We start from the raw sequence: 19185 nt of genomic DNA on the forward strand, positions 1-19185 counted from the left end.
GGCCGGCCACTCACGAGGGCGGGACCAGCTTGCCGGGGTTGAGGATGCCGGTGGGGTCCACGGCGTGCTTGGCCGCGGTGAGCACGGCGACGCCGACGGCGCCGATCTCGGCGGGCAGGTACGGCGCGTGGTCGGTGCCGACCGCGTGATGGTGCGTGATCGTGCCGAGCGTGCCCTCGCTGATCGCCTCGCTCGCCGCCCGCTTGGCGCGCTCCCACTGCCCTGCCGGGTCCGCAGGGTCACGGACGGCGAGCACCGTGAAGTAGAGCGACGCGCCGGTCTCGTAGGCATGCGAGACGTGGCAGAGCACCAGCGCCCGGCCGAGCTCGTCCCGCAGGGCCACCCGCACCCGGTCGCGCAGCTCACCGAGCTTCGACCAGTACGTCGCGGTCTCCAGCGTCTCCACGCACACGCCGAGGTCGAGCAGCGCGTCACGCTGGCGGGGTCCCGCGAAGCGGCCGCGCCGCCACGCCAGCCCTGGTGCGGCGCCGAGGGCGACCACACCCTCCGCCCTCAGCACGCCGACCGCCGCCCTGCGCCGCCGGGCGATCTCGCGCGCCGACCCGCCGTGCCAGCCGAGCACCAGCAGGCAGGGCCGCGCGAGGCCACGGGCGGCGAGGTACCGGCGCAGGAGCCTGGTCTTCCAACCGCCGGCCAGGGCCAGCGACGCCTCGGTCTCGTCCGCGTCCGAGAGCCGGGTGACATCGGCGAGCAGCCCGTGCTGCGCGAGTTCGCGGACCGCCGCCGTGCCGCGTTCCCAGCCGTCCAGGGCGAACGCCTCGAATCGCCGCTCCGCAGGCAGGGGCCGCACGCGCACGGCGACCTCGGTGATCACGCCGAGTGCGCCTTCGCTGCCGAGCGCCAGATGCCGCAGATCGGGTCCCGCCGCGGAGGCCGGTGCGGCACCGAGCCGCCATTCGCCACGCGGTGTGGCCAGCCGCACGCCGGTGACCATGTCCTCGAACCGGCCGTACCCGGACGACTCCTGCCCAGCCGAGCGGGTGGCGGCGAACCCGCCGATCGTGGCCCGTTCGAAGGACTGCGGCACGTGCCCGAGGGTCAGGCCGTGGGCCGCCAGCATCCGCTCGGCGTCGGGCCCGCGTACTCCGGCCTGCAGTACCGCGATCCGCGACACGGGATCGACCGAGACGAGCCGGTCGAGCCGCGCGAGATCGAGCACCAGAACGGCCTCCTTACCGCCGCGCAGCGCGGTGACCCCGCCGACGACCGAGGTGCCGCCGCCGAAGGGAACCACGCCGACATCACGGGCCACGCACACGTCGAGCACCCGCTGCACCTGCTCGGGGCCGGCGGGCACCACCACCGCGTCCGGTACCGCGAGGCCGGTCCCCGGGTCCCTGCGGCGCAGCAGGTCGAGGTAGGACAGGCCGCCGCAGCGGCCCAGCCGCTCGGCCGCGCCGTCGAGTACGTGCTCCGCGCCGACGACGGCGGCGAGCTCCGCGCGCGCTCCCTCCGGCAGCCGCGACGGCGGCACGTCGATCGCGGAGTCGGCGGCGGTGGACGCGGGTGCGCCGGAGGCCGCCGGCCCGATACGCTCGGCGAGCCAGCGCACCGACCTGGGGGCCAGCTCGACGGCCGCGGCCCCCTCCGGTGTCCAGGCTCCGCGCAGCCGGTGGTCAATGATGTCGGTCACCGCTAGAGTGTGACACATGCAAGCCGAACGTCACATCGTCACGCCGGACCCCAGCTCACTGGCCGGCAGCCGCACGCGCTCCGCGGCCGGCCGGGTGTCCGACGACGTGCTGCTCGACGCGGCGCGGACCTGTGTGCTGGCCAGCGGCGTGCGGCGGACCACGCTTGCGGAGATCGCCAGGACGGCACGGGTCAGCAGGATGACCCTCTACCGCCGCTTTCCCGACGTTCGCAGCATCCTCGCGGCACTGATGACCCGTGAGTTCGGCGCGCTGCTGCGCCGGGTCAACGAGCAGGCCGACACAGCCAGGGACGCCCGCGAGCGGCTGACGGGCAGTGCGGTCGCCGCCGTGCGCGCGCTCGTCGCCGATCCGCTCATGCGGACCGTGCTCGACATCGACGCCGACATGGTCCTGCCCTACGTCACCCGGCGGCTCGGCGCGACGCAGCTGTTCGCCGAGGAGGTGATCGGCTCGCTCGTCGCCGCCGGGCACCAGGACGGCTCGATCCGGCGTGGGAACGCCGCTGCGCAGGTGCGCTCGGTGCTGCTGGTGGTGCAGTCGTTCGTGCTCTCGCTGCGCCCGGCCACGGCCGACGTATCCGAGGATGCGTTGCTGACCGAGCTCCGCCACCTGCTCGACGCGGCGCTGGCGCCATGATCGCGGCATCGCTGACGCCGAGGCGGCGGGCGGCCGAACTGGACAGGCTCGCCTCCGGTGAGCAGGTGGACATCCTGGTGGTCGGCGGCGGGGTGACCGGAGCGGGGATCGCACTCGACGCCGCGTCGCGCGGCCTCACGGTCGCCCTCGTCGAGGCGCACGACCTCGCGTTCGGCACCTCGCGCTGGTCGAGCAAGCTGGTGCACGGCGGGCTGCGCTACCTGGCGCACGGCGATGTCGCGCTCGCCAGGGAGAGCGCGGTGGAGCGCGACATCCTGATGACGCGCACCGCGCCGCACCTCACCCGGGCGCTCGCCCAGCTCGTCCCCCTCTACGGCCGGACGTCGCGGGCCAGGCAGGCGTTCGTCGCCGCCGGAATGCACGCCGGTGACGCGCTGCGGCGCGCGGCCGGAACACCGTCCCGGTTGCTGCCGAGGCCGCGGACGATCCCCGCGGCCGAGGCACTCGCGCTGGTACCCGGACTCACCCGCTCGGGGCTGCGCGGCGCGCTGCTTTCGTTCGACGGCGCCCTGACCGACGATGCCCGCCTCGTGGTGGCGCTGGCCCGGACGGCGGCCGCGTTCGGCGCCAGCGTGCTGACCCGGCTCCGGGCCACGGAGGTGCGCGGTGACCGGGTGCTGGCCCGCGACGAGCTCACCGGCGAGACCGCCGAGCTGCGTGCCAAGCAGGTGGTCAACGCGGCCGGTGTCTGGGCGGGCGATCTCGTGCCGTCGGTGCGGCTGCGGCCCTCGCGCGGCTCGCATCTCGTCCTCGACGCGGACCGGACCGGGCTGACCGAGACGGCGGTCCTGGTGCCGGTGCCCCGCACCGGAAACCGGTTCGTGCTGCTGCTGCCGCAACCGGGCGGCAAGGTCTACCTCGGGCTCACCGACGAGCCTTACTCCGGTGAGCCACCGGATGTCGCCGACGTCCCGCAGTCCGATGTGGATTTCCTGCTCGACGTGGCTTCGACCGTGCTGGAACGCAGGCCGGAGCCTGCGGACGTGCTCGGCTCGTACGCGGGCCTGCGGCCACTGCTCGAGTCGAAGGGCGCCACCGCCGATCTCTCCCGCAAGCACGCGGTGCTCACCGACCGCGCCGGGGTGATCACCGTGGTCGGCGGCAAGCTCACCACGTACCGCCGGATGGCGGCGGACGCGGTCGACGCCGCGGTGCGGGCCACCCGGCTGCCCGCGGGCCCGGTCCGCACCGGGCGGCTGCCGCTGGTCGGCGCCGCCCCGCGCGCCGCCCTGGCCACAGTAGATGCGCCGGCGCGGCTGGTCGCCAAGTACGGCACCGAGGCGCCGAGGGTCGCCGCGCTCGGCATGGTGGACCCCGAGCTGGGCAGGCCGCTGTTCGATGGCTGTGAGATCACCGCCGCGGAGGTCGTGTGGGCCGTGCGGCACGAGGGTGCGCTGGATGCCGACGACGTGCTGCACCGGCGTACCCGGCTCGGCCTCGTCCCCGCCGAGGCGCGGGCGGCCGAGGTGGCCGTCCGTGATCTCGTCGACCGCGCGCTGCGCGGTGTGACCGAGATCGGCGACCGGATCCCGGGTTCCCGCTGACCGCCGCGGCCCGGTATGCCAGGGTCGTCACCGAGCCGCCGGCGCCGGTCCCTTCTCGGAAAGGATTCTCGTGCCTGATCGCACACTGGAGATCGACGACGTCTCCAAACGCTACGGCGACGTCGTGGCACTCGACTCCGTCAGCTTCGACGTACGGCCTGGCGAGCTGTTCGGGTTCGTCGGCAGCAACGGCGCGGGCAAGACCACCGCGATGCGGATCGCCCTCGGCGTCGTGTCGATGGACTCCGGCGAGGTCCGCTTCGACGGCCAGGCCGTGACCCACGAGACCCGCACGCGGATCGGCTACATGCCGGAGGAGCGCGGCCTCTACCCGAAGATGAAGGTGCTCGACCAGCTCGTCTACCTCGCGCAGCTGCACGGCATGACGGCCAACGAGGCACACCGCAGCGCGGAGACCTGGATCGGCAGGCTGGAGCTCACCGAGCGGCGCACCGACGAGGTGCAGAAGCTCAGCCTCGGCAACCAGCAGCGCGTGCAGCTCGCCGCGGCACTCGTGCACGATCCGGCGGTGCTGGTGCTCGACGAGCCGTTCTCCGGACTCGACCCGATCGCCGTGGACGTGATGAGCGACGTGCTGCGGGAGAAGGCGGCGGCCGGGGTGCCGGTGATCTTCTCCAGTCACCAGCTCGACCTGGTGGAGCGGCTGTGCGACCGCATCGGCATCATCCGCAGCGGCCGGATCGTCGCCTGCGGCACGGTCGCGGACCTGACGGCGGGCGCCGCCACCCGGCTCACCGTCACCGCGCCGGAGGCACCACCCGGGTGGGCCGCGGGGATACCGGGGGTCCGGGTGTTGTCGGAGAGCGGGGGCGACACCGTGGTGGAGCTGGCCGCCGAGGCCGGCGACCAGGCCGTGCTGACCGCCGCGCTGGCGACCGGTCCGGTGCACGAGTTCAGCAGGCACCGGCCCTCGCTGACCCAGCTGTTCCGCAGCGCCGTCGGGGAAGGAGCCACACAGTGAACGGCCCGGGCAACCCCACCCGCTCGGTGCGGCCCGCGACCGCGGTCCGCCTTGTGGCACAACGGGAACTGAACACACGGCTGCGCACACGCGGGTTCCTCATCGGGACCGCCGTCATCCTGGTCGTCATGGTCGGCTACCTGCTGTTGCAGGCGAGCCTGATCAGCAACGCCGACCGGACGACGGTCGGGCTGACCGGGCAGGCGGCAGCCGTCGCCGAACCCGTGCGGGAGAACGCCAAGCAGCTCGGCGTGGACGTCGAGGTCGTCAGGGTCGGCGACCAGCAGGACGGCCGGTCGCAGGTGGAGTCCGGCGACCTGGACGTGCTCGTGTCCGGCAACGCCGCCAACCTGCGCGCGCTCGTCAAGTCCGACCTTGACCAGCAGGTGCACGCGCTGCTCAACGAGATCTCGCGGCAGGAGGTGCTCAACGCCAAGCTGGTGGAGGTGGGCGCGGACCCGGCCGAGGTGATGGGCGAGGTCGCCGCCGCGCAGGTGCAGGTGAACTCGCTCGAACCCGCCGACCCGGAGGAGGGCCAGCGGGTCGTCATCGCGATGGTGATGATGTTCCTGCTCTACATGAGCATCGCCACCTACGGTTCGCTGGTCGCGCAGGGCATCGTCGAGGAGAAGGCGAGCCGTGTCGTCGAGATCCTGCTGTCGACGGTGCGGCCGTGGCATCTGCTGCTCGGCAAGGTCATCGGCCTCGGGCTGGTCGGGCTGACGCAGCTGTTCGTCCTCGGCGCGGCCGGGCTGGCGATGGCGAGCGCGACCGGGGTGCTCACGGTCTCCGGCGTCGCCACGAAGACGCTGCTGTGGGGCCTGCTGTGGTACCTGCTCGGGTTCTTCCTCTACGCCACGGTGTTCGCCGGTGCCGGTTCGCTGGTCTCCCGCCAGGAGGACATGCAGACGGTGCTGGCGCCCATCACGATCGTGCTGATCGTCGGCTTCGTCACCGGCATCGCGGTGCTCCAGATGCCGGACAGCACCACGACGACGGTTCTCTCGCTGCTCCCGCCGCTGTCGCCGATCCTGATGCCCAGCCGGATCGCCACCGGCGCCGCCGGCCTGCCGGAGATCGCGGCGGCGCTCGTCCTGACGCTGGCGACCATCGCGGCGCTTACCTGGCTCGGCGGGCGGGTGTACCACACGGCGGTCCTGCGCACCGGCACCCGGATCCGCCTCAAGGACGCGCTGCGCGGATAGCGGGAACGGCTAGGCTCGGAATCGCGGTCAATCCACCGAAAGGGAGGTCGACCCGATGAGCCTGACCATCGCCGACGGTCCACTGTCCGGCCGCGCGCCGGACACCACCAACTACGAGCTCAACGGCCCCGCGCACAACCTGCTGATGCACCCGTTCCCGCGGCGGGTGCGGGCGGTGTTCGGTGGGGAGACAGTCGCCGACACGATGCGCGGGATGCTGCTGCACGAGACCGGGCTGCTGCCGCAGCTGTACTTCCCGGAAGCCGACATCCGCGCGGAGCTGCTGGAACCGACCGAGCACAGCACGCACTGCCCGTTCAAGGGCGACGCGAGCTACCGCAGCGCACGCGTCGGCGACCGGGTCGCGGAGAACGCGGTGTGGAGCTACCCGCGGCCGATGCCCGCGGCGTCCTGGCTTGCCGGTTACGCGGCGATCTACTGGGACAGCATGGACGAGTGGTGGGACGAGGACGAGCGAGTGCACGGGCACCTGCGCGACCCGTACCACCGGGTGGACGTCCGGGCGAGCGCGCGGCATGTGCGCGTCTTCGACGGCGACCAGCTCGTCGCGGACGCCGACCGGCCCTTCCTGCTGTCCGAGACCGGCCTGCCCAACCGGTTCTACCTGCGCCGTGAGGACGTCCGGACGGACCTCCTCCGGCCGACCGAGACGCGGACCGTGTGCCCGTACAAGGGCACGGCGTCCTACCTGGGCAGGGACGGCCGCGACCTGGCCTGGAGCTACGAGGACCCGCTCGACGACGCGGTCAAGATCACCGGTCTCGTGTGCTTCGACCCGGCACAGGCCACCGTCGAGGTGGACGGCGAGCGCCTCCCCGCCGTCTGACGGGCGTGCCGGAAGCGGAGACACAGCTGCGCACCGTGGGTGCCAGCGAGTCGCAAAGGCCAAGTGCTCCTCGGGGCATACCGGGACCTGGCCTTACGCATGAGCCTTGGATGCCAGCTGGTCAACAGCCGGTGCCGAGGTGGATCTCGTACACACAGTCGTCAAGTAGTCTCCGCGGCTCGTGGCAACCCCTGCTTGCCGGCTCGGACGGCACCCGCGACGATGTCCGCCGCCCATAGCAGTGGCTCCGCAGGCCCCCACCTGTGGTCGATCCGGAAGTTGCTTCCTTGCGGCAGAGCGAAACGCGCGCTGGCAACCGTCCGCACGTCCCGTCGGTTCAGCGCCGTGATCCGCGATTCATCACGAGCCGCTCGACACCGTAGCCATGCAGTTCGAGCGTGAGGCAGTGAAGCGCCTTGGCACGCGCACGCTCCTGGCGTCTGCGCGGCACGGGCGCGGCGACAGCGACGAGATGCAGGCCATCGAGTTCGCGGATTCGTTTGGCCGCGTTGCGCTGTTGCTGCGAATCCATGTCGCTCCAGTGCAGCTTGCCACCACGGTTGACACCGTAAACGGCCCGGAGAGCCACGCGCCTCTTCCTCGACCGTAGGCTCGAAGACCGGTGCGGCGACCACATAAAAGCCTCCGGTGTCAGCTTCCCGAACGACTCGTCGGCGAACGCTTGACGAAGAGGCTTCCTGCCGTTCGAGCATCGCCAGAGAATACGGGCCCCGGCGCGACATGCGGGCCCCGACAGCACTGAGGGCCGCCGGCACCGCGGAAGCGGTCACGGCGGCCCTCAGTACGGGAAGTATGCGCCTCAGCGCTGGGCGATGGGCTTGTAGTCGCGCTCCTTCTCGCCGGTGTAGATCTGGCGCGGGCGGCCGATCTTCATGGCCGGGTCCTGGATCATCTCCCGCCAGTGCGCGATCCACCCGGGCAGGCGGCCGAGGGCGAACAGCACCGTGAAGTACTTCGCCGGGAAGCCGAGCGCCCGGTAGATCAGGCCGGTGTAGAAGTCGACGTTCGGGTAGAGCTTGCGCTCGATGAAGTAGTCGTCGGAGAGGGCACGCTCCTCCAGCGCCTTCGCGATGTCCAGCAACTGGTCGCCGCCGGAGATCTTGGCGAGGATCTTGTCCGCCGTAGCCTTGATGATCTTCGCGCGTGGGTCGTAGTTCTTGTAGACCCGGTGCCCGAAGCCCATCAGCCGGACGCCTTCTTCGCGGTTCTTCACCTTGGTGACGAACTTGTCGACGTCGCCGCCGTCGGCCTTGATGTCTTCGAGCATCTCCAGCACGGCACTGTTCGCGCCGCCGTGCAGCGGGCCGAACAGGGCCATGATGCCGGCCGAGATGCTGGCGAACAGGTTCGCCTCCGAGGAGCCCACGAGCCGCACCGTCGAGGTGGAACAGTTCTGCTCGTGGTCGGCGTGCAGGATGAACAGCAGGTCCAGTGCCTTCGCCACGTCGGGATCGACCTCGTACGGCTCGGCGGGCAGGCCGAACGTCATCCGCAGGAAGTTCTCGACGAGCCCCAGCGAGTTGTCCGGATACAGGAACGGCTGGCCGATCGACTTCTTGTACGCGTAGGCCGCGATGGTCGGCACCTTCGCCAGCAGCCGGATCGTGGACAGCTCCACGTTCGGCTCGTCGAACGGGTTGAGCGAGTCCTGGTAGAAGGTCGACAGGGCCGACACCGCGCTGGAGAGCACCGGCATCGGGTGTGCGTCGCGCGGGAACCCGTCGAAGAAGCGCTTCAGGTCCTCGTGCAGCAGGGTGTGCCGGTTGATCCGGGAGGTGAAGTCGTCCAGCTGCTGCTGTGTCGGCAACTCGCCGTAGATCAGCAGGTAGGAGACCTCGATGAAGGTCGAGTTCTCGGCAAGTTGCTCGATCGGGTAGCCACGGTAGCGCAGAATGCCTTCCGCGCCGTCGATGTAGGTGATGGCCGAGGAGGCCGCCCCGGTGTTCACGAAACCGGGGTCGTAAGTGATGTAGCCGGTCTGCGCCAGCAACTTCCCGAGCTCGATGCCGGGGGCGCCCTCGACGGCGCGCACGACGTTGAGTTCGTGCTCACCACTGGGCAGGTGGAGTGAGACCTTCTCTCCCCCGTTCTGCGCCGCAGTCGCGTCGGACATGCAAATGCCTCTCACGGTCACACGGGCCGGTGATGACCGCAGGTTTCGCAGGCCACCAGGTTCGTACACGAGGAGGATCTGACCTCGCCGCACACCGCCCCGCTGGGGTATGAATTCCCCCTTACGCTAGTCCAGAAGGCGCTCTGTTCGCAGCCGTGGCGTTACCCACAGCTAACGGTTTGCGACCAGGTTCACACGCCGGGCGTCAGTCCACGTGACACAAGCCTCAATGATCGTGTTCGAGCTCGGTCTCGGTGGGCGGCTCGGCACCGCTGCGGGACACCGTGATCGCCGCCGCCCTTGCGGCGTAGCCGAGCGCGGCCAGCCAGTCGTCCTCACCCAGGGCCGACAGGTCGGTCACCCTGTGCCGCACCAGCCACGCCAGTAGCGCGCCCTGCACCGTGTCGCCGGCGCCGATGGTGTCGACGAGCCGGGTCGGCCTCGTCGGCGCCGTCGCCAGTTCGCCTGCGGGCGTGATCACCGACAGCCCGTCCGCGCCCTTCGTGAGCACCACCGCCTGCACCCCGGCGTCCAGCCAGCTCTTCGCCGCGGCGCTCACGTCGCCGCCGCCCGTGAGCCACTCCGCGTCGTCGAGCGAGATCTTGAGCAGCCGGACGTACGGCAGCCAGGAGGCGAACCTCGCCCGGTAGCTGTTCGCGTCGACGATCAGGTCGGCCCGGATGTTCGGGTCGAGTGCGGTGAGCACACCGCGGCCGGATTCCCTGCGCAACACCGTTTCGTACACGCTCGCGCCCGGCTCCAGCACCATGCCCAGCGTGCCGAGCGACAGCGCGGCGGTGGAGCCGGGCAGCGGCCCTGGATCGGCGACCAGCCGATCGGCCGTGCCCTCGGTGTAGAAGCTGTACCGCGCGCTCGACCGCTCGTCGAAGGCGACCACCGCCAGCGTCGTCGGCTCCGGCCCGCGCTGGACGAGCGAAGTGTCCACCCTGGACTCCCGCAGCCGCGTCAGCAGCGCCTCGCCGAAGCCGTCGGTGGAGACGCGGGAGAGGAAGGCGCTCGGCACGCCGAGCCTGCCTGCCGTGACCGCCACGTTGTACGGCCCGCCGCCGAGCCTCGGCGCGAGCAGGTCCATAGTGGAACCGGCAGGGACGAGGTCGACGAGGGCTTCGCCTCCGGAGACAATCACGGACGGGATGCTAGCCCACCGCCCCCCACGGCGACGTTTCGCGCCGCTGGATTCCTCCGAGCAGTAGATCGGCGAGCGCCGTGAACGCCTCGGCGTCCGTGACGCCGGCGCGGGCACCGACGACACCGGTCTGGATCGCCTCCACGAGCAGCCCGGCCATCTCGGCGATGAGGGTCGCGTGCACGTCGCGGAACACCCCGTCGGCCACGCCCTTGGCGATGAACGAGCGGATCCGTCCCGCCGCGGCCTGGGAGTTCATCTCGTAGGCGGCCCGCGCCGGCTGGAACGCGGCGACGTCGTTCATGAACGCCGGTGAGGCGCGGTTGAGCTCCTCGGACACACCGGCGAGATACACCTCGATGATCTTGCGGGCGTCGTCGACACCCTCGATCCGCCGCTCGATCTTCTCGGCCGCGCCCTTGAAGAACCGCCCGACCACCTTGACCGCGAGCTGTTCCTTGCTCGGCGCGAGCGCGTACAGCGTGGTCTTCGAGCAGTGCATCCGGGCGGCCAGGTCGTCCAGCGTGAACGCGACGAAGCCCTCCGCGAGGAACAGCTCCTCCAGCTCGGAAAGCAGCGCGCGCTGCCTGGCCGTGGGCTGCTTACGGGTCTGGCGCGAACTCGACAGCACCCGGGAAGCGTACTCGTCGACATCAGGCATCCGTATATAGTACCGTATACCCAACCTCAGTATCATTTTCAGTACAGAAATATTCAGTACAGAGATCTCGATGTGGAGAACCGTCATGCCGGCAGACCGCCTGCTGCCCAGCACCGAAGCGGAGGACCTCCTCGCGCTCGCCAGGGAGATCGCCCGCGAGGAGCTGGCGCCGCATGCCGCGAGCTACGAGGAGGCCGGGCGGTTCCCGCGGGAACAGTTCCGGCTGCTGGGCAAGTCCGGCCTGCTGGGGCTGCCGTACCCGCAACGGTGGGGCGGCGGCGACGTGTCCTACGAGGTCTACCTCCAGGTGCTGGAGGAGATCGCGAGCGCCTGGATGTCGGTCGGGGTCGGGCTTTCGGTGCACACCATGTCGTGCTTCGCCCTGGCCCACCACGGCACCGACGAGCAGCGGCAACGGTGGCTGCCCGCGATGCTGGAGGGTCAGCTGCTCGGCGCGTACGCGCTGTCCGAGGCACACGCCGGCTCCGACGCGGCGGCGCTGTCCACGCGGGCTCGCCGCGACGGTGACGCCTACGTCGTCAACGGCACCAAGGCCTGGATCACCCACGGCGGCGAGGCCGACTTCTACACGACGATGGTGCGCACGTCGGACGACGGCGCGGACGGCATCAGCTGCCTGCTCGTGGACGGTGCGACGCCGGGTCTCTCCGCCGCCGCACCGGAGCGCAAGATGGGGCTCACCGGCTCCACCACGGCGCAGCTGATCTTCGACGACGCCCGGGTGAGCGCCGACCGCCTGCTCGGCGCCGAGGGAGAGGGGCTCCGGATCGCGCTGGCCGCCCTCAGCTCGGGCCGGCTGGGCATCGCCGCGTGCTCGGTGGGGCTCGCACAGGCCGCGCTGGACGAGGCGGTGGCATACGCCAAGGGGCGCACGCAGTTCGGGCAGCCGATCATCGAGTTCCAGGGCGTCGAGTTCCTGCTCGCCGACATGGCGGCGGCGATCGAGCCGGCCCGCGCCATGTACCTGGACGCGGCACGGCGTCGCGACCGCGGGCTGCCATTCCACCGACAGGCCTCGATCGCGAAGCTCGTCGCCACCGACGCCGCGATGAAGGTGACCACCGACGCCGTGCAGGTGCTCGGCGGAGCCGGCTACACGCGCGACTTCCCGGTGGAGCGCTACATGCGCGAGGCGAAGGTGCCGCAGATCTTCGAGGGCACCAACCAGATCCAGCGCGTGGTCATCGCCCGCGAGCTGCGCAGGAGTCGTGAGTGAGGAACCGCGTTCTAACTCGCGTGCGCACTCACGAGAGGTGACCAGGCACAACGCCGCGCCTGCATGGACGCCACAGCTCGCTCACTCGCGGTAGCGGCGTTCCGCGACGACGCCCACCCCGGCGGCCTCGTCGAAGCGGTAGACCTGGCGCCCCTGGACGAACACCCGCATCGCGCGGTTCTGGATGTCCAGCGGGTCGCCCGACCACACGACGACATCCGCGTCGAGCCCCGGCTTCAGGGCACCGACCCGGTCGTCCAGGCCCAGCATCGCCGCCGGGTTGACGGTCAGCGCACGGATCGCGGTGTCCGGGTCGAGCCCGTCCTTCACTGCCAGCGCCGCCTGGTACACGAGAAAGTCGATCGGGATCACCGGGGCGTCGGTGGTGATCGCCAGCCGCACCCCGGCCCGCGCCAGGATGCCGGCCGCGCGCAGGGTGCGGTGGCGTACCTCGACCTTCGACCGGGACGTCATCAGCGGCCCGAGGATCACCGGGATGTCGTGCTCGGCGAGGAAGTCGGCGATCAGGTGGCCCTCGGTGCCGTGGTTGACGACGAGCTTGTAGCCGAACTCCTCGGCGAGCCGGACGGCGGTGACGATGTCGTCGGCGCGGTGGGTGTGCTGGTCCCAGTAGAGCTCGCCGTCGAGCACCCTGCTGAGCGTCTCCAGGGTGAGATCCATGTCGAACGGCTTGTTCTCGGACCGGGCGTGCTCGCGCTGGGCGGCGTAGTTGCGGGCCTTGGTGAACGCCTCCCGCAGCACCGCCGCGACACCGAGTCTGGTCGCCGGAGTCCTGTCCTTCTCGCCGTAGACGCGTTTCGGGTTCTCGCCGAGCGCGCTCTTCACGCTGACCGACTCGGCGAAGATCATGTCGAGCACCGTGCGGCCCCACGTCTTCACGCCGACGGTCTGGCCGCCGATGGGATTGCCGGAGCCGGGCTTGACCACGACGCTGGTGACGCCGCCGGAGAGCGCATCGTCGAAGCCGACCTCGTACGGATCGATGCCGTCGATCGCGCGGAAGCGCGCGCCGTTGGGGTCGGTCATCTCGTTCGTGTCGTTGCCCGACCAGCCCTCGCCCTCCTCGTGCACGCCGAGGTGGGCGTGCGCGTCGATGAAGCCGGGCAGCACCCAGCAGCCGGCCGCGTCGACGAGCTCGGCGTCCTCGGGAATGTCCACATCCGCTTCCGTGCCCACCGCGACGATCCGGCCGTCCGAGATGAGCACCGTGCCGCCGTCGATCGGATCCCCTCCGACAGGGACGACGTAGCCACCAACGATCGCGCTAACCATAGTTCGACACGCTAACGAATCCGTCCGTCCGGGTGAAACCGCCCTGCCGCTACGGAAACCACACCGAGACGATCATGCGATACTGACCGTGACACGAGGAGGACCCGTGACCGCGCTGCCCGAGCACCCCCACGAGTCGAACCGGCTGTTGACGATCACCGAATACGCGGCACTCGGCGAGACCGAACCCGGTTACACGGAGCTGCAGGAAGGCCGCCTGGTCATGTCGCCGAGTCCGGCACCGAACCACAACCTCGCAGGACTGGAGCTGGCGATCCAGCTCCGCCCACAGCTTCCCGCTGAGCTCCGTGTGGTTCCTGACGTCGATGTCGATCTTCAGTTGGCCGGACCGGACGAACCGGGTTTTTCCCGGCGGCCAGACCTGGTGGTGGTCGAGCGCAAGGAACTCGACCGGGTACGGGGCGAAGGCGGCCTGCTCCGTGCTTCCGAGATCGCGGTCATCGTCGAGATCGTCTCCCCCCAGCTCGTGGCGCACGGACACCGTCATCAAGCACGGCGAGTACGCCGACGCCGGCATCCCGTACTACTGGGTCGTGGACCTCAGCGAGCCTGTCTCCCTGGTCGCCGGTCACCTCGCCGGGGAGTTCGGCTACCAGGACGCGCCGGCCGTCACCGGCACGTTCACCACGGCCGAGCCGTTCCCGGTCAGGCTGGACCTGACCCGGCTGTCCCACGACTCGTGAGTGCGGACACGAGTTCTAACTCGTGTCCGCACTCACGAGTGCTCGCTCACCGCACGCGGATACCCCAGCTGCCGCGCCACGACTCGCCCGGTTGCAGCTCGATGAGGTCGGTGCCGGAGTTGAGCGCGTCGGCCGGGCACGTCATCGGCTCGATCGCGATCGCCCGGCCCCGGCTCCCCAGCTCCCCGGGGGTGAACACCTGCACCCAGCCGAAGGAGCGCTCGGTCCACACGTCGAGCGTCGTCTCGTCGTGGGCGAGCAGGTGGTGGTACCGGTCGTCGTCGGCGGCTTCGAGCCCGCCGAAGGCCGTGTCGAGGTCCAGCTCCGCCACCGGCCTCCCGGCCCGCAGGTCGTACTCGGTGCCCGCGACGTCCCGCTCCTCGGCGTAGGGCAGCTGCTCGTCGGCGTCGTACGGGCGCACCCGCGTCGCGGGCAGGGTGAGCGTCAGCTCGTCGGTCGGCACGTCTCCGATGCGGAGGTAGGGATGGGTGCCGACGCCGACGCCGACGGGGCTTTCGCCGTCGTTGCGCAACTCGTGCGTGACGGTCAGCTCGCGCGGCGCGAGCTCGTAGTCGATCACCGCGTGCAGCGGCACCGGCCAGCCGGGCTCGTCGACGATGTCGATCGCCATCCTGATCGACGACTCCGCATGCTCCAGCAGCTGCCACTCCCTGTTCCGGACCAGACCGTGGATGGCATTGCCGCGCTTGGGCTCGGTCATCTCCAGCCGCTGCGGCTCGCCGCGGTAGGTCCACCGCGCGTCCTTGGTGCGGTTCGGCCACGGCAGCAGCACCTGCCCGGCACCTTTCGGCGGCTTGTCCGCGGGGTCGAACGTCTCGACGTAGGGAACGCCGCCGATCTCGAACGCGCGCAGGCCCGCGCCGATCTCGGTGACCACCGCACGGGCGGCACCCCGGGTGAGCTCGAACTGTTCGCCGGTCGGATTCGCCATGCTGCCCAACCTATCGCCGGGGCGATCCTGTGCTCAGGCGGCCGCGCGGGACTCGCCTGCCACGGGCGCGCGGTACCGCCAGAACGCGGGCAGCAGCGCCACCGCCAGCAGCACGAGGACGATCACGAGCACGCCGCCGCCGGTGGCGGCCGCCGTGGTGCCCACGCCCGCGGCCGCCCAGCCGTGGGTCAGGTCCGCCAACCGAGGGCCGCCCGCGACGACCACGGTGAACGCACCCTGGGTGCGGCCGCGCATCTCGTCGGTGGCCGCGGACTGCAGGATCGCCATCCGGTAAATCGCACTGACCATGTCGGCCGCGCCGCCGATCGCCAGGAACAGCACGGCGAGCCAGAGCGAGCTCGAAAGGCCGAAGCCCACCACCGCGAGACCCCACACGCAGATGGCGGCGACCACGGCGACCCCCTGCCGCCGCACCCTGCTCACCCAGCCGGACATCAGCCCGATCAGCATGGCGCCGATCGGGATCGCGGCGAACAGCAGGCCCAGCGCGAACCCGCCGCCCGGCGGGTCACCGAACGTGCGCTCGGCCATCTCGGGAAAGAGCGCGCGGGGCATCCCGGCGACCATCGCGACGACGTCCACCACGAACGAGGCGAGCAGGATCTTCCGCGTCGCCATGTACCGGAAACCGTCCGCGACGTCCCGCAGGCCCGCCCTCCGCACGGCACCTGCCAGCGGTGGCAGCGGCGGCAGCCGCCACACCGCCCACAGCACCACGACGAGCGCGACGGTGTCGACAAGGTACAAACTGGACAGACCGACCACCGGCAGCAGCGCGCCGGCCGCCATCGGGCCGAACACCGCGCCGAACATGCTCATCGTGCCGTTGAGCGCGGCCGCCGAGGGCAGCAGGTGCTCCGGAACCAGCCGGGCCACGGCGGCGTTGCGCGTCGGCATGTTGATCGCGAAGAACGCCTGGTTGACGCCGAGCAGCGCGAGCACCACCCACACCGAGTCCACCGCGAAGAACGCCTGGGCCCAGAGCAACGCGGCGGTGCCCGCGATACCCGTGTTGGACACCATGAGCAGCTTGCGCCGGTCGACGGTGTCCGCGATCGCGCCGCCCCACAGGCCGAAGACGAGCAGCGGCACGAGAGCCACCGCGCCGGTGAGGCCGACGTAGCCCGAGGAGCCGGTGAGGTCGAAGACCTGCTTCGGCACCGCGACCGCGGTCAGCTGACTGCCGAGCGCGGTGACGACGGAGCTGACCCAGAGCCGGCGGAAGGCCGGAATCCGGAGCGGCCGCCGGTCGACGACGATCGAACCGAGTGCCCTGCGCGCCCGCCGCTGACTCACAGATGGTTAGCCTACGCAGCTAACCGTCTGCGCCGGTCAGGGGGCTACGCGCTCGACGTGCCAGCCGTCCTCGGTGCGCGCGTAACGCAGCCGGTCGTGCAGCCGGTCCTGCCTGCCCTGCCAGAACTCGACCAGGTCGGGCCGGATCCGCCAGCCTCCCCAGTGCGGCGGCACTGGCACCTCGTCGACGTCGGTGAACCTGCGCTCGATGGCATGCAGTGCCGTGTCCAGCGCACGCCTGCTCTCCACCACCCGCGACTGCGGCGACGCCCACGCGCCGAGCTGCGAGCCGCGCGGCCGGGACCGCCAGTAGGCAGTCGTCTCGGCGCTGCCCACCTTCTCCACCTCGCCGCGCACCGTCACCTGACGGTGCAGCGCGTACCAGGGGAAGGTGACCGACGCGTACCGGGTCACGGTGAGGTCGTGGCTCTTGCTGGAGGTGTAGTTGGTGTAGAAGACGACGCCGCGCTCGTCGAGCCCCTTGCACAGGACCGTGCGCGAGGACGGCAGGCCCTCGGCGTCGGCGGTGGCCAGGACCATCGCGTTCGGCTCAGGGATACCCGCGGAGATCGCCTGGTCCAGCCACTGTCGCAGCTGTTCACTCCAGTCGGGGGCGAGCGCGGACTCGTCGAGCGCCTCACCGTCGTAGGCCACCCGCATCTCGGGCAGCCGCACCGTCATGTCCACGGCACCGGGTGCGACGCCGTCCACCTTGCTGTCAAGTTCCGACATGCCAACCTCCGCGCCCTGTAGGGGCCTCACCCCGCCTCTTCGGCCGACGTTAAGGCCTGGGCCTGGCGCGCGAAACCTCTCGTTCGGTGACCCCCACCACTGAATCGTCACGCCGGTCGCATGATGGCCGCGAGCATCAGCCCTTTGATCTCCCCGGCGATGCCGGCGACGGGCTCGGGAGGGTCGTGCGCCTGCCACTGCCGCAGCAGCCCGGTCACGGCGCCGACGAGCGCCACCGCGGTGAGCCGGTAGTCCCGGTCCGGGGCCGCACCGTCCTCGGCGGCGCGTGCCGCCTCTGCCGCGATGAACTCCGCCCAGCGGGTGACCCACGCCTGGTGCTGCCGCTCCAGTTCGGGGCTGACCCCGACCGCCTCGACGTAGGCCAGCCGCGGCAGCCGCGGATCGGCGGTGACCGTCGAGACGAACGTGTCCAGCAGGGTGCCGATGCGGGTGACGGCGTCGGCATCCCGCACCTTCTCCAGCGCGCCGCGCACGTGCCGCAGCGCCAGGTCGTTGACCCGGTCGTGCAACAAGAGGAGGACTTCCTGCTTGCCGGAGAACTCCTCGTAGAAGTTGCGCGTCGACACGTTCGCCCGCGCGCACACGTCGGCGATCCTCGCCGCCTGGTAGCCGGTCGAGGTGAACTCGGCGAGCGCCGCGTCCAGCAGCCGTTCCCGGCGGCGCGCACGCCGTGTCGCCATGTCGACACCGCGATAGCTCCGGCTTGCCACTACCTACTCCCCGGTATACATTTCGAAAATCTCGGTTACCAGTGTAGTCCACATCACCCGGAGGACATCGTGGTTCGTCGGCTGCTCGCCCCGCTGCTGCTGCTTCTCGTCCTGGTGGCGGGCACGCCGCCGGCGACGGCCGAAACGGCACCGCCCGCGCCCTCCGAAGACCCCTTCTACACGCCGCCGGACACCCTGACCGGCGCACCGGGAGAGCTCATCCGGCAGCGGCCGGTCGAGGTCTACGCCGAACCGCTGCGGGCCCTGCCCGCGCCGGTGCGCGCGTGGCAGCTGCTGTATCGCTCGACCTCGGCCACCGGGGAACCGAACGCGGTGACCGGCACCCTGCTCGTCCCTCCGACGCCGTGGACCGACGGCGCGCGGCCACTGGTCAGCTATGCGGTCGGCACGCATGGGCTGGGTGACCGGTGCGCGCCCTCGTACCGGCTGCGCACCGGCACCGAGAACGAGATCGCGCTGATCTCACAGGCCCTGCTGCGCGGCTGGGCGGTCGTGGTGACCGACTACGAGGGCCTCGGCACGCCGGGAACCCACACCTATGCCACCGGCCAGTCCGAGGGCCGTGCGGTGCTCGACGCCGCGCGCGCCGCCGCCCGCGTGCCGGCGGCCGGCCTCGACCCGGCCGGTCCGGTCGGCCTGTTCGGCTACTCGCAGGGCGGCCAGGCGGCCGCGTTCGCCGGCGAGCTCCAGCCCTCCTACGCGCCGGACGTGCCGCTCACCGGCGTGGCGGCCGGCGGCGTGCCCGCCGACCTCGGCGACGTGGCGCGGTTCAACGACGGCGGTCCGTTCCTCGGTCTGGTGCTCGGCGCCGCGGCGGGGCTGGCGAGCGCCTACCCGGACGTGCCGTTCGCGGATATCCTCAACGACCGCGGGCGGGCCACGGTCGAGCGGATCGAGGACGCGTGCGTCGCGGAGCTGGCCGCCGCGGCACCGTTCGCTCGGCTGAGCGACTTCGTGACCGTGCCCGACCCGCTCGCCGACCCTCGCTGGCAGGCGCGACTCGCGGAGAACCGCGCAGGCGAGCGGGCGCCCGGCGCGCCGGTGTACCTCTACCACGGCACGCTCGACGAGCTGATCCCGTACTACGTCGGCAAGGAGCTGCGGTCCCGGTACTGCGGCCTCGGCACGACCGTGCGGTGGCAGCCGGTCCCCCTCGCCGGCCACGTCACGGGCGTCGCCGCGGGCGGCCCCGGCGCGATGAACTGGCTGGGCAAGCGCTTCGCCGGAGAGCCGGTGCGCGGCGCCTGTTCGTAGCCTCTCCGCTCCGGGGCGGGCGCCGGGTCCGGAGAACACAGGATTTCCGTCCCGGAGGGCCCGCGGGCTGAATCGTTCTCGTAATCGTGAC

18 protein-coding genes and 1 pseudogene are annotated in these 19185 nt (G+C 71.2%); 9 read left to right on the plus strand and 10 right to left on the minus strand.

Annotated features, from left to right (window positions below; all coding sequences use genetic code 11):
- Nucleotides 1-10: 10 nt before the first annotated feature.
- Nucleotides 11-1654 carry an FAD-binding oxidoreductase gene (locus JAP66_RS09665; protein ID WP_199431303.1) on the minus strand — a complete coding sequence of 548 codons (1644 nt, stop codon included), beginning with the start codon at nucleotides 1652-1654 and terminating at the stop codon, nucleotides 11-13.
- Between the two features lie 16 nt (nucleotides 1655-1670).
- Between JAP66_RS09665 and JAP66_RS09670 the strand changes: the two genes are divergently transcribed.
- The 5 genes from JAP66_RS09670 to JAP66_RS09690 all read left to right on the plus strand — a co-directional run bounded on the left by JAP66_RS09670 (nucleotide 1671) and on the right by JAP66_RS09690 (nucleotide 6911).
- Entirely contained in the window at nucleotides 1671-2312 is a 642-nt protein-coding gene (locus tag JAP66_RS09670) for a TetR/AcrR family transcriptional regulator (RefSeq protein WP_199431304.1), read from the plus strand.
- Nucleotides 2309-3877: a glycerol-3-phosphate dehydrogenase/oxidase gene (locus JAP66_RS09675; protein WP_199431305.1), complete on the plus strand. Its 1569-nt coding sequence runs from the start codon at nucleotides 2309-2311 to the stop codon at nucleotides 3875-3877. Before JAP66_RS09670 ends, JAP66_RS09675 begins: the two co-directional genes overlap by 4 nt.
- A 70-nt stretch (nucleotides 3878-3947) precedes the next feature.
- Nucleotides 3948-4859 carry an ABC transporter ATP-binding protein gene (locus tag JAP66_RS09680; RefSeq protein WP_199431306.1) on the plus strand — a complete coding sequence of 304 codons (912 nt, stop codon included), beginning with the start codon at nucleotides 3948-3950 and terminating at the stop codon, nucleotides 4857-4859.
- Nucleotides 4856-6064, plus strand: coding sequence for an ABC transporter permease (locus JAP66_RS09685; RefSeq protein ID WP_199431307.1), 1209 nt, complete (start codon nucleotides 4856-4858; stop codon nucleotides 6062-6064). Before JAP66_RS09680 ends, JAP66_RS09685 begins: the two co-directional genes overlap by 4 nt.
- Before the next feature lie 55 nt (nucleotides 6065-6119).
- Nucleotides 6120-6911, plus strand: a complete 792-nt coding sequence (locus tag JAP66_RS09690) for a DUF427 domain-containing protein (RefSeq protein ID WP_199431308.1) — start codon at nucleotides 6120-6122, stop codon at nucleotides 6909-6911.
- A gap of 337 nt (nucleotides 6912-7248) precedes the next feature.
- Here JAP66_RS09690 and JAP66_RS32050 read toward each other — a convergent pair whose 3' ends face one another.
- From JAP66_RS32050 to JAP66_RS09710, 4 genes are all read right to left on the minus strand, one after another.
- The gene (locus JAP66_RS32050; protein WP_235998903.1) at nucleotides 7249-7500 is read right to left on the minus strand and encodes a hypothetical protein; all 252 of its coding nucleotides are present in this window, start codon (nucleotides 7498-7500) and stop codon (nucleotides 7249-7251) included.
- 231 nt (nucleotides 7501-7731) lie between these two features.
- A complete protein-coding gene (locus JAP66_RS09700; protein WP_199431309.1) occupies nucleotides 7732-9045 on the minus strand; it encodes a citrate synthase in 1314 nt (437 codons plus the stop codon).
- Between the two features lie 226 nt (nucleotides 9046-9271).
- Nucleotides 9272-10192 (minus strand): carbohydrate kinase family protein, encoded by a 921-nt coding sequence (locus JAP66_RS09705; protein WP_199431310.1) that lies wholly within the window; start codon nucleotides 10190-10192, stop codon nucleotides 9272-9274.
- A gap of 10 nt (nucleotides 10193-10202) precedes the next feature.
- Entirely contained in the window at nucleotides 10203-10853 is a 651-nt protein-coding gene (locus tag JAP66_RS09710; protein ID WP_199431311.1) for a TetR/AcrR family transcriptional regulator, read from the minus strand.
- Nucleotides 10854-10938: 85 nt separating this feature from the next.
- On the opposite strand from JAP66_RS09710, the gene JAP66_RS09715 reads away from it, so the two are divergent.
- Nucleotides 10939-12090, plus strand: a complete 1152-nt coding sequence (locus JAP66_RS09715; RefSeq protein WP_199431312.1) for an acyl-CoA dehydrogenase family protein — start codon at nucleotides 10939-10941, stop codon at nucleotides 12088-12090.
- Between the two features lie 81 nt (nucleotides 12091-12171).
- On the opposite strand, the gene JAP66_RS09720 is transcribed toward JAP66_RS09715, so the two are convergent.
- Nucleotides 12172-13383 (minus strand): amidohydrolase, encoded by a 1212-nt coding sequence (locus JAP66_RS09720; RefSeq protein ID WP_199431313.1) that lies wholly within the window; start codon nucleotides 13381-13383, stop codon nucleotides 12172-12174.
- Between the two features lie 106 nt (nucleotides 13384-13489).
- On the opposite strand from JAP66_RS09720, the pseudogene JAP66_RS32895 reads away from it, so the two are divergent.
- Both JAP66_RS32895 and JAP66_RS32900 read left to right on the plus strand, forming a co-directional pair.
- A pseudogene (locus JAP66_RS32895) lies at nucleotides 13490-13810 on the plus strand (Uma2 family endonuclease); the annotation flags it as partial.
- A 127-nt stretch (nucleotides 13811-13937) separates the two neighbouring features.
- The gene (locus JAP66_RS32900) at nucleotides 13938-14087 is read left to right on the plus strand and encodes a hypothetical protein (protein ID WP_307849504.1); all 150 of its coding nucleotides are present in this window, start codon (nucleotides 13938-13940) and stop codon (nucleotides 14085-14087) included.
- A 46-nt stretch (nucleotides 14088-14133) separates the two neighbouring features.
- Here JAP66_RS32900 and JAP66_RS09730 read toward each other — a convergent pair whose 3' ends face one another.
- The 4 genes from JAP66_RS09730 to JAP66_RS09745 form a co-directional block, all read right to left on the minus strand.
- Nucleotides 14134-15039 carry an aldose 1-epimerase family protein gene (locus JAP66_RS09730; protein ID WP_199431314.1) on the minus strand — a complete coding sequence of 302 codons (906 nt, stop codon included), beginning with the start codon at nucleotides 15037-15039 and terminating at the stop codon, nucleotides 14134-14136.
- Nucleotides 15040-15072: 33 nt separating this feature from the next.
- Nucleotides 15073-16356 carry an MFS transporter gene (locus JAP66_RS09735; protein ID WP_199431315.1) on the minus strand — a complete coding sequence of 428 codons (1284 nt, stop codon included), beginning with the start codon at nucleotides 16354-16356 and terminating at the stop codon, nucleotides 15073-15075.
- 36 nt (nucleotides 16357-16392) lie between these two features.
- Complete coding sequence (gene pdxH / locus JAP66_RS09740) at nucleotides 16393-17088, minus strand: pyridoxamine 5'-phosphate oxidase (protein WP_199431316.1); 696 nt, start codon at nucleotides 17086-17088, stop codon at nucleotides 16393-16395.
- Nucleotides 17089-17195: 107 nt separating this feature from the next.
- Nucleotides 17196-17789: a TetR/AcrR family transcriptional regulator gene (locus JAP66_RS09745; RefSeq protein WP_199431317.1), complete on the minus strand. Its 594-nt coding sequence runs from the start codon at nucleotides 17787-17789 to the stop codon at nucleotides 17196-17198.
- Nucleotides 17790-17888: 99 nt separating this feature from the next.
- Here JAP66_RS09745 and JAP66_RS09750 point away from each other — a divergent pair, with 99 nt between their 5' ends.
- On the plus strand, nucleotides 17889-19094 hold the full coding sequence (locus JAP66_RS09750) for a lipase family protein (RefSeq protein WP_372448952.1): 1206 nt from the start codon (nucleotides 17889-17891) through the stop codon (nucleotides 19092-19094).
- Nucleotides 19095-19185: the final 91 nt, after the last annotated feature.

Source organism: Qaidamihabitans albus, assembly GCF_016464705.1.
Lineage (GTDB): Bacteria > Actinomycetota > Actinomycetes > Mycobacteriales > Pseudonocardiaceae > Qaidamihabitans > Qaidamihabitans albus.

Bases quoted from the DNA above. Each gene is read 5' to 3' on its own strand.
- JAP66_RS09670 (WP_199431304.1), top strand. From the start codon at position 1,671: ATGCAAGCCGAACGTCACATCGTCACGCCGGACCCCAGCTCACTGGCC.
- JAP66_RS09675 (WP_199431305.1), top strand. From the start codon at position 2,309: ATGATCGCGGCATCGCTGACGCCGAGGCGGCGGGCGGCCGAACTGGAC.
- JAP66_RS09690 (WP_199431308.1), top strand. From the start codon at position 6,120: ATGAGCCTGACCATCGCCGACGGTCCACTGTCCGGCCGCGCGCCGGAC.
- JAP66_RS09700 (WP_199431309.1), bottom strand. From the start codon at position 9,045: ATGTCCGACGCGACTGCGGCGCAGAACGGGGGAGAGAAGGTCTCACTC.
- JAP66_RS09710 (WP_199431311.1), bottom strand. From the start codon at position 10,853: ATGCCTGATGTCGACGAGTACGCTTCCCGGGTGCTGTCGAGTTCGCGC.
- JAP66_RS09715 (WP_199431312.1), top strand. From the start codon at position 10,939: ATGCCGGCAGACCGCCTGCTGCCCAGCACCGAAGCGGAGGACCTCCTC.
- JAP66_RS09720 (WP_199431313.1), bottom strand. From the start codon at position 13,383: ATGGTTAGCGCGATCGTTGGTGGCTACGTCGTCCCTGTCGGAGGGGAT.
- JAP66_RS09730 (WP_199431314.1), bottom strand. From the start codon at position 15,039: ATGGCGAATCCGACCGGCGAACAGTTCGAGCTCACCCGGGGTGCCGCC.
- pdxH (WP_199431316.1), bottom strand. From the start codon at position 17,088: ATGTCGGAACTTGACAGCAAGGTGGACGGCGTCGCACCCGGTGCCGTG.
- JAP66_RS09745 (WP_199431317.1), bottom strand. From the start codon at position 17,789: ATGGCGACACGGCGTGCGCGCCGCCGGGAACGGCTGCTGGACGCGGCG.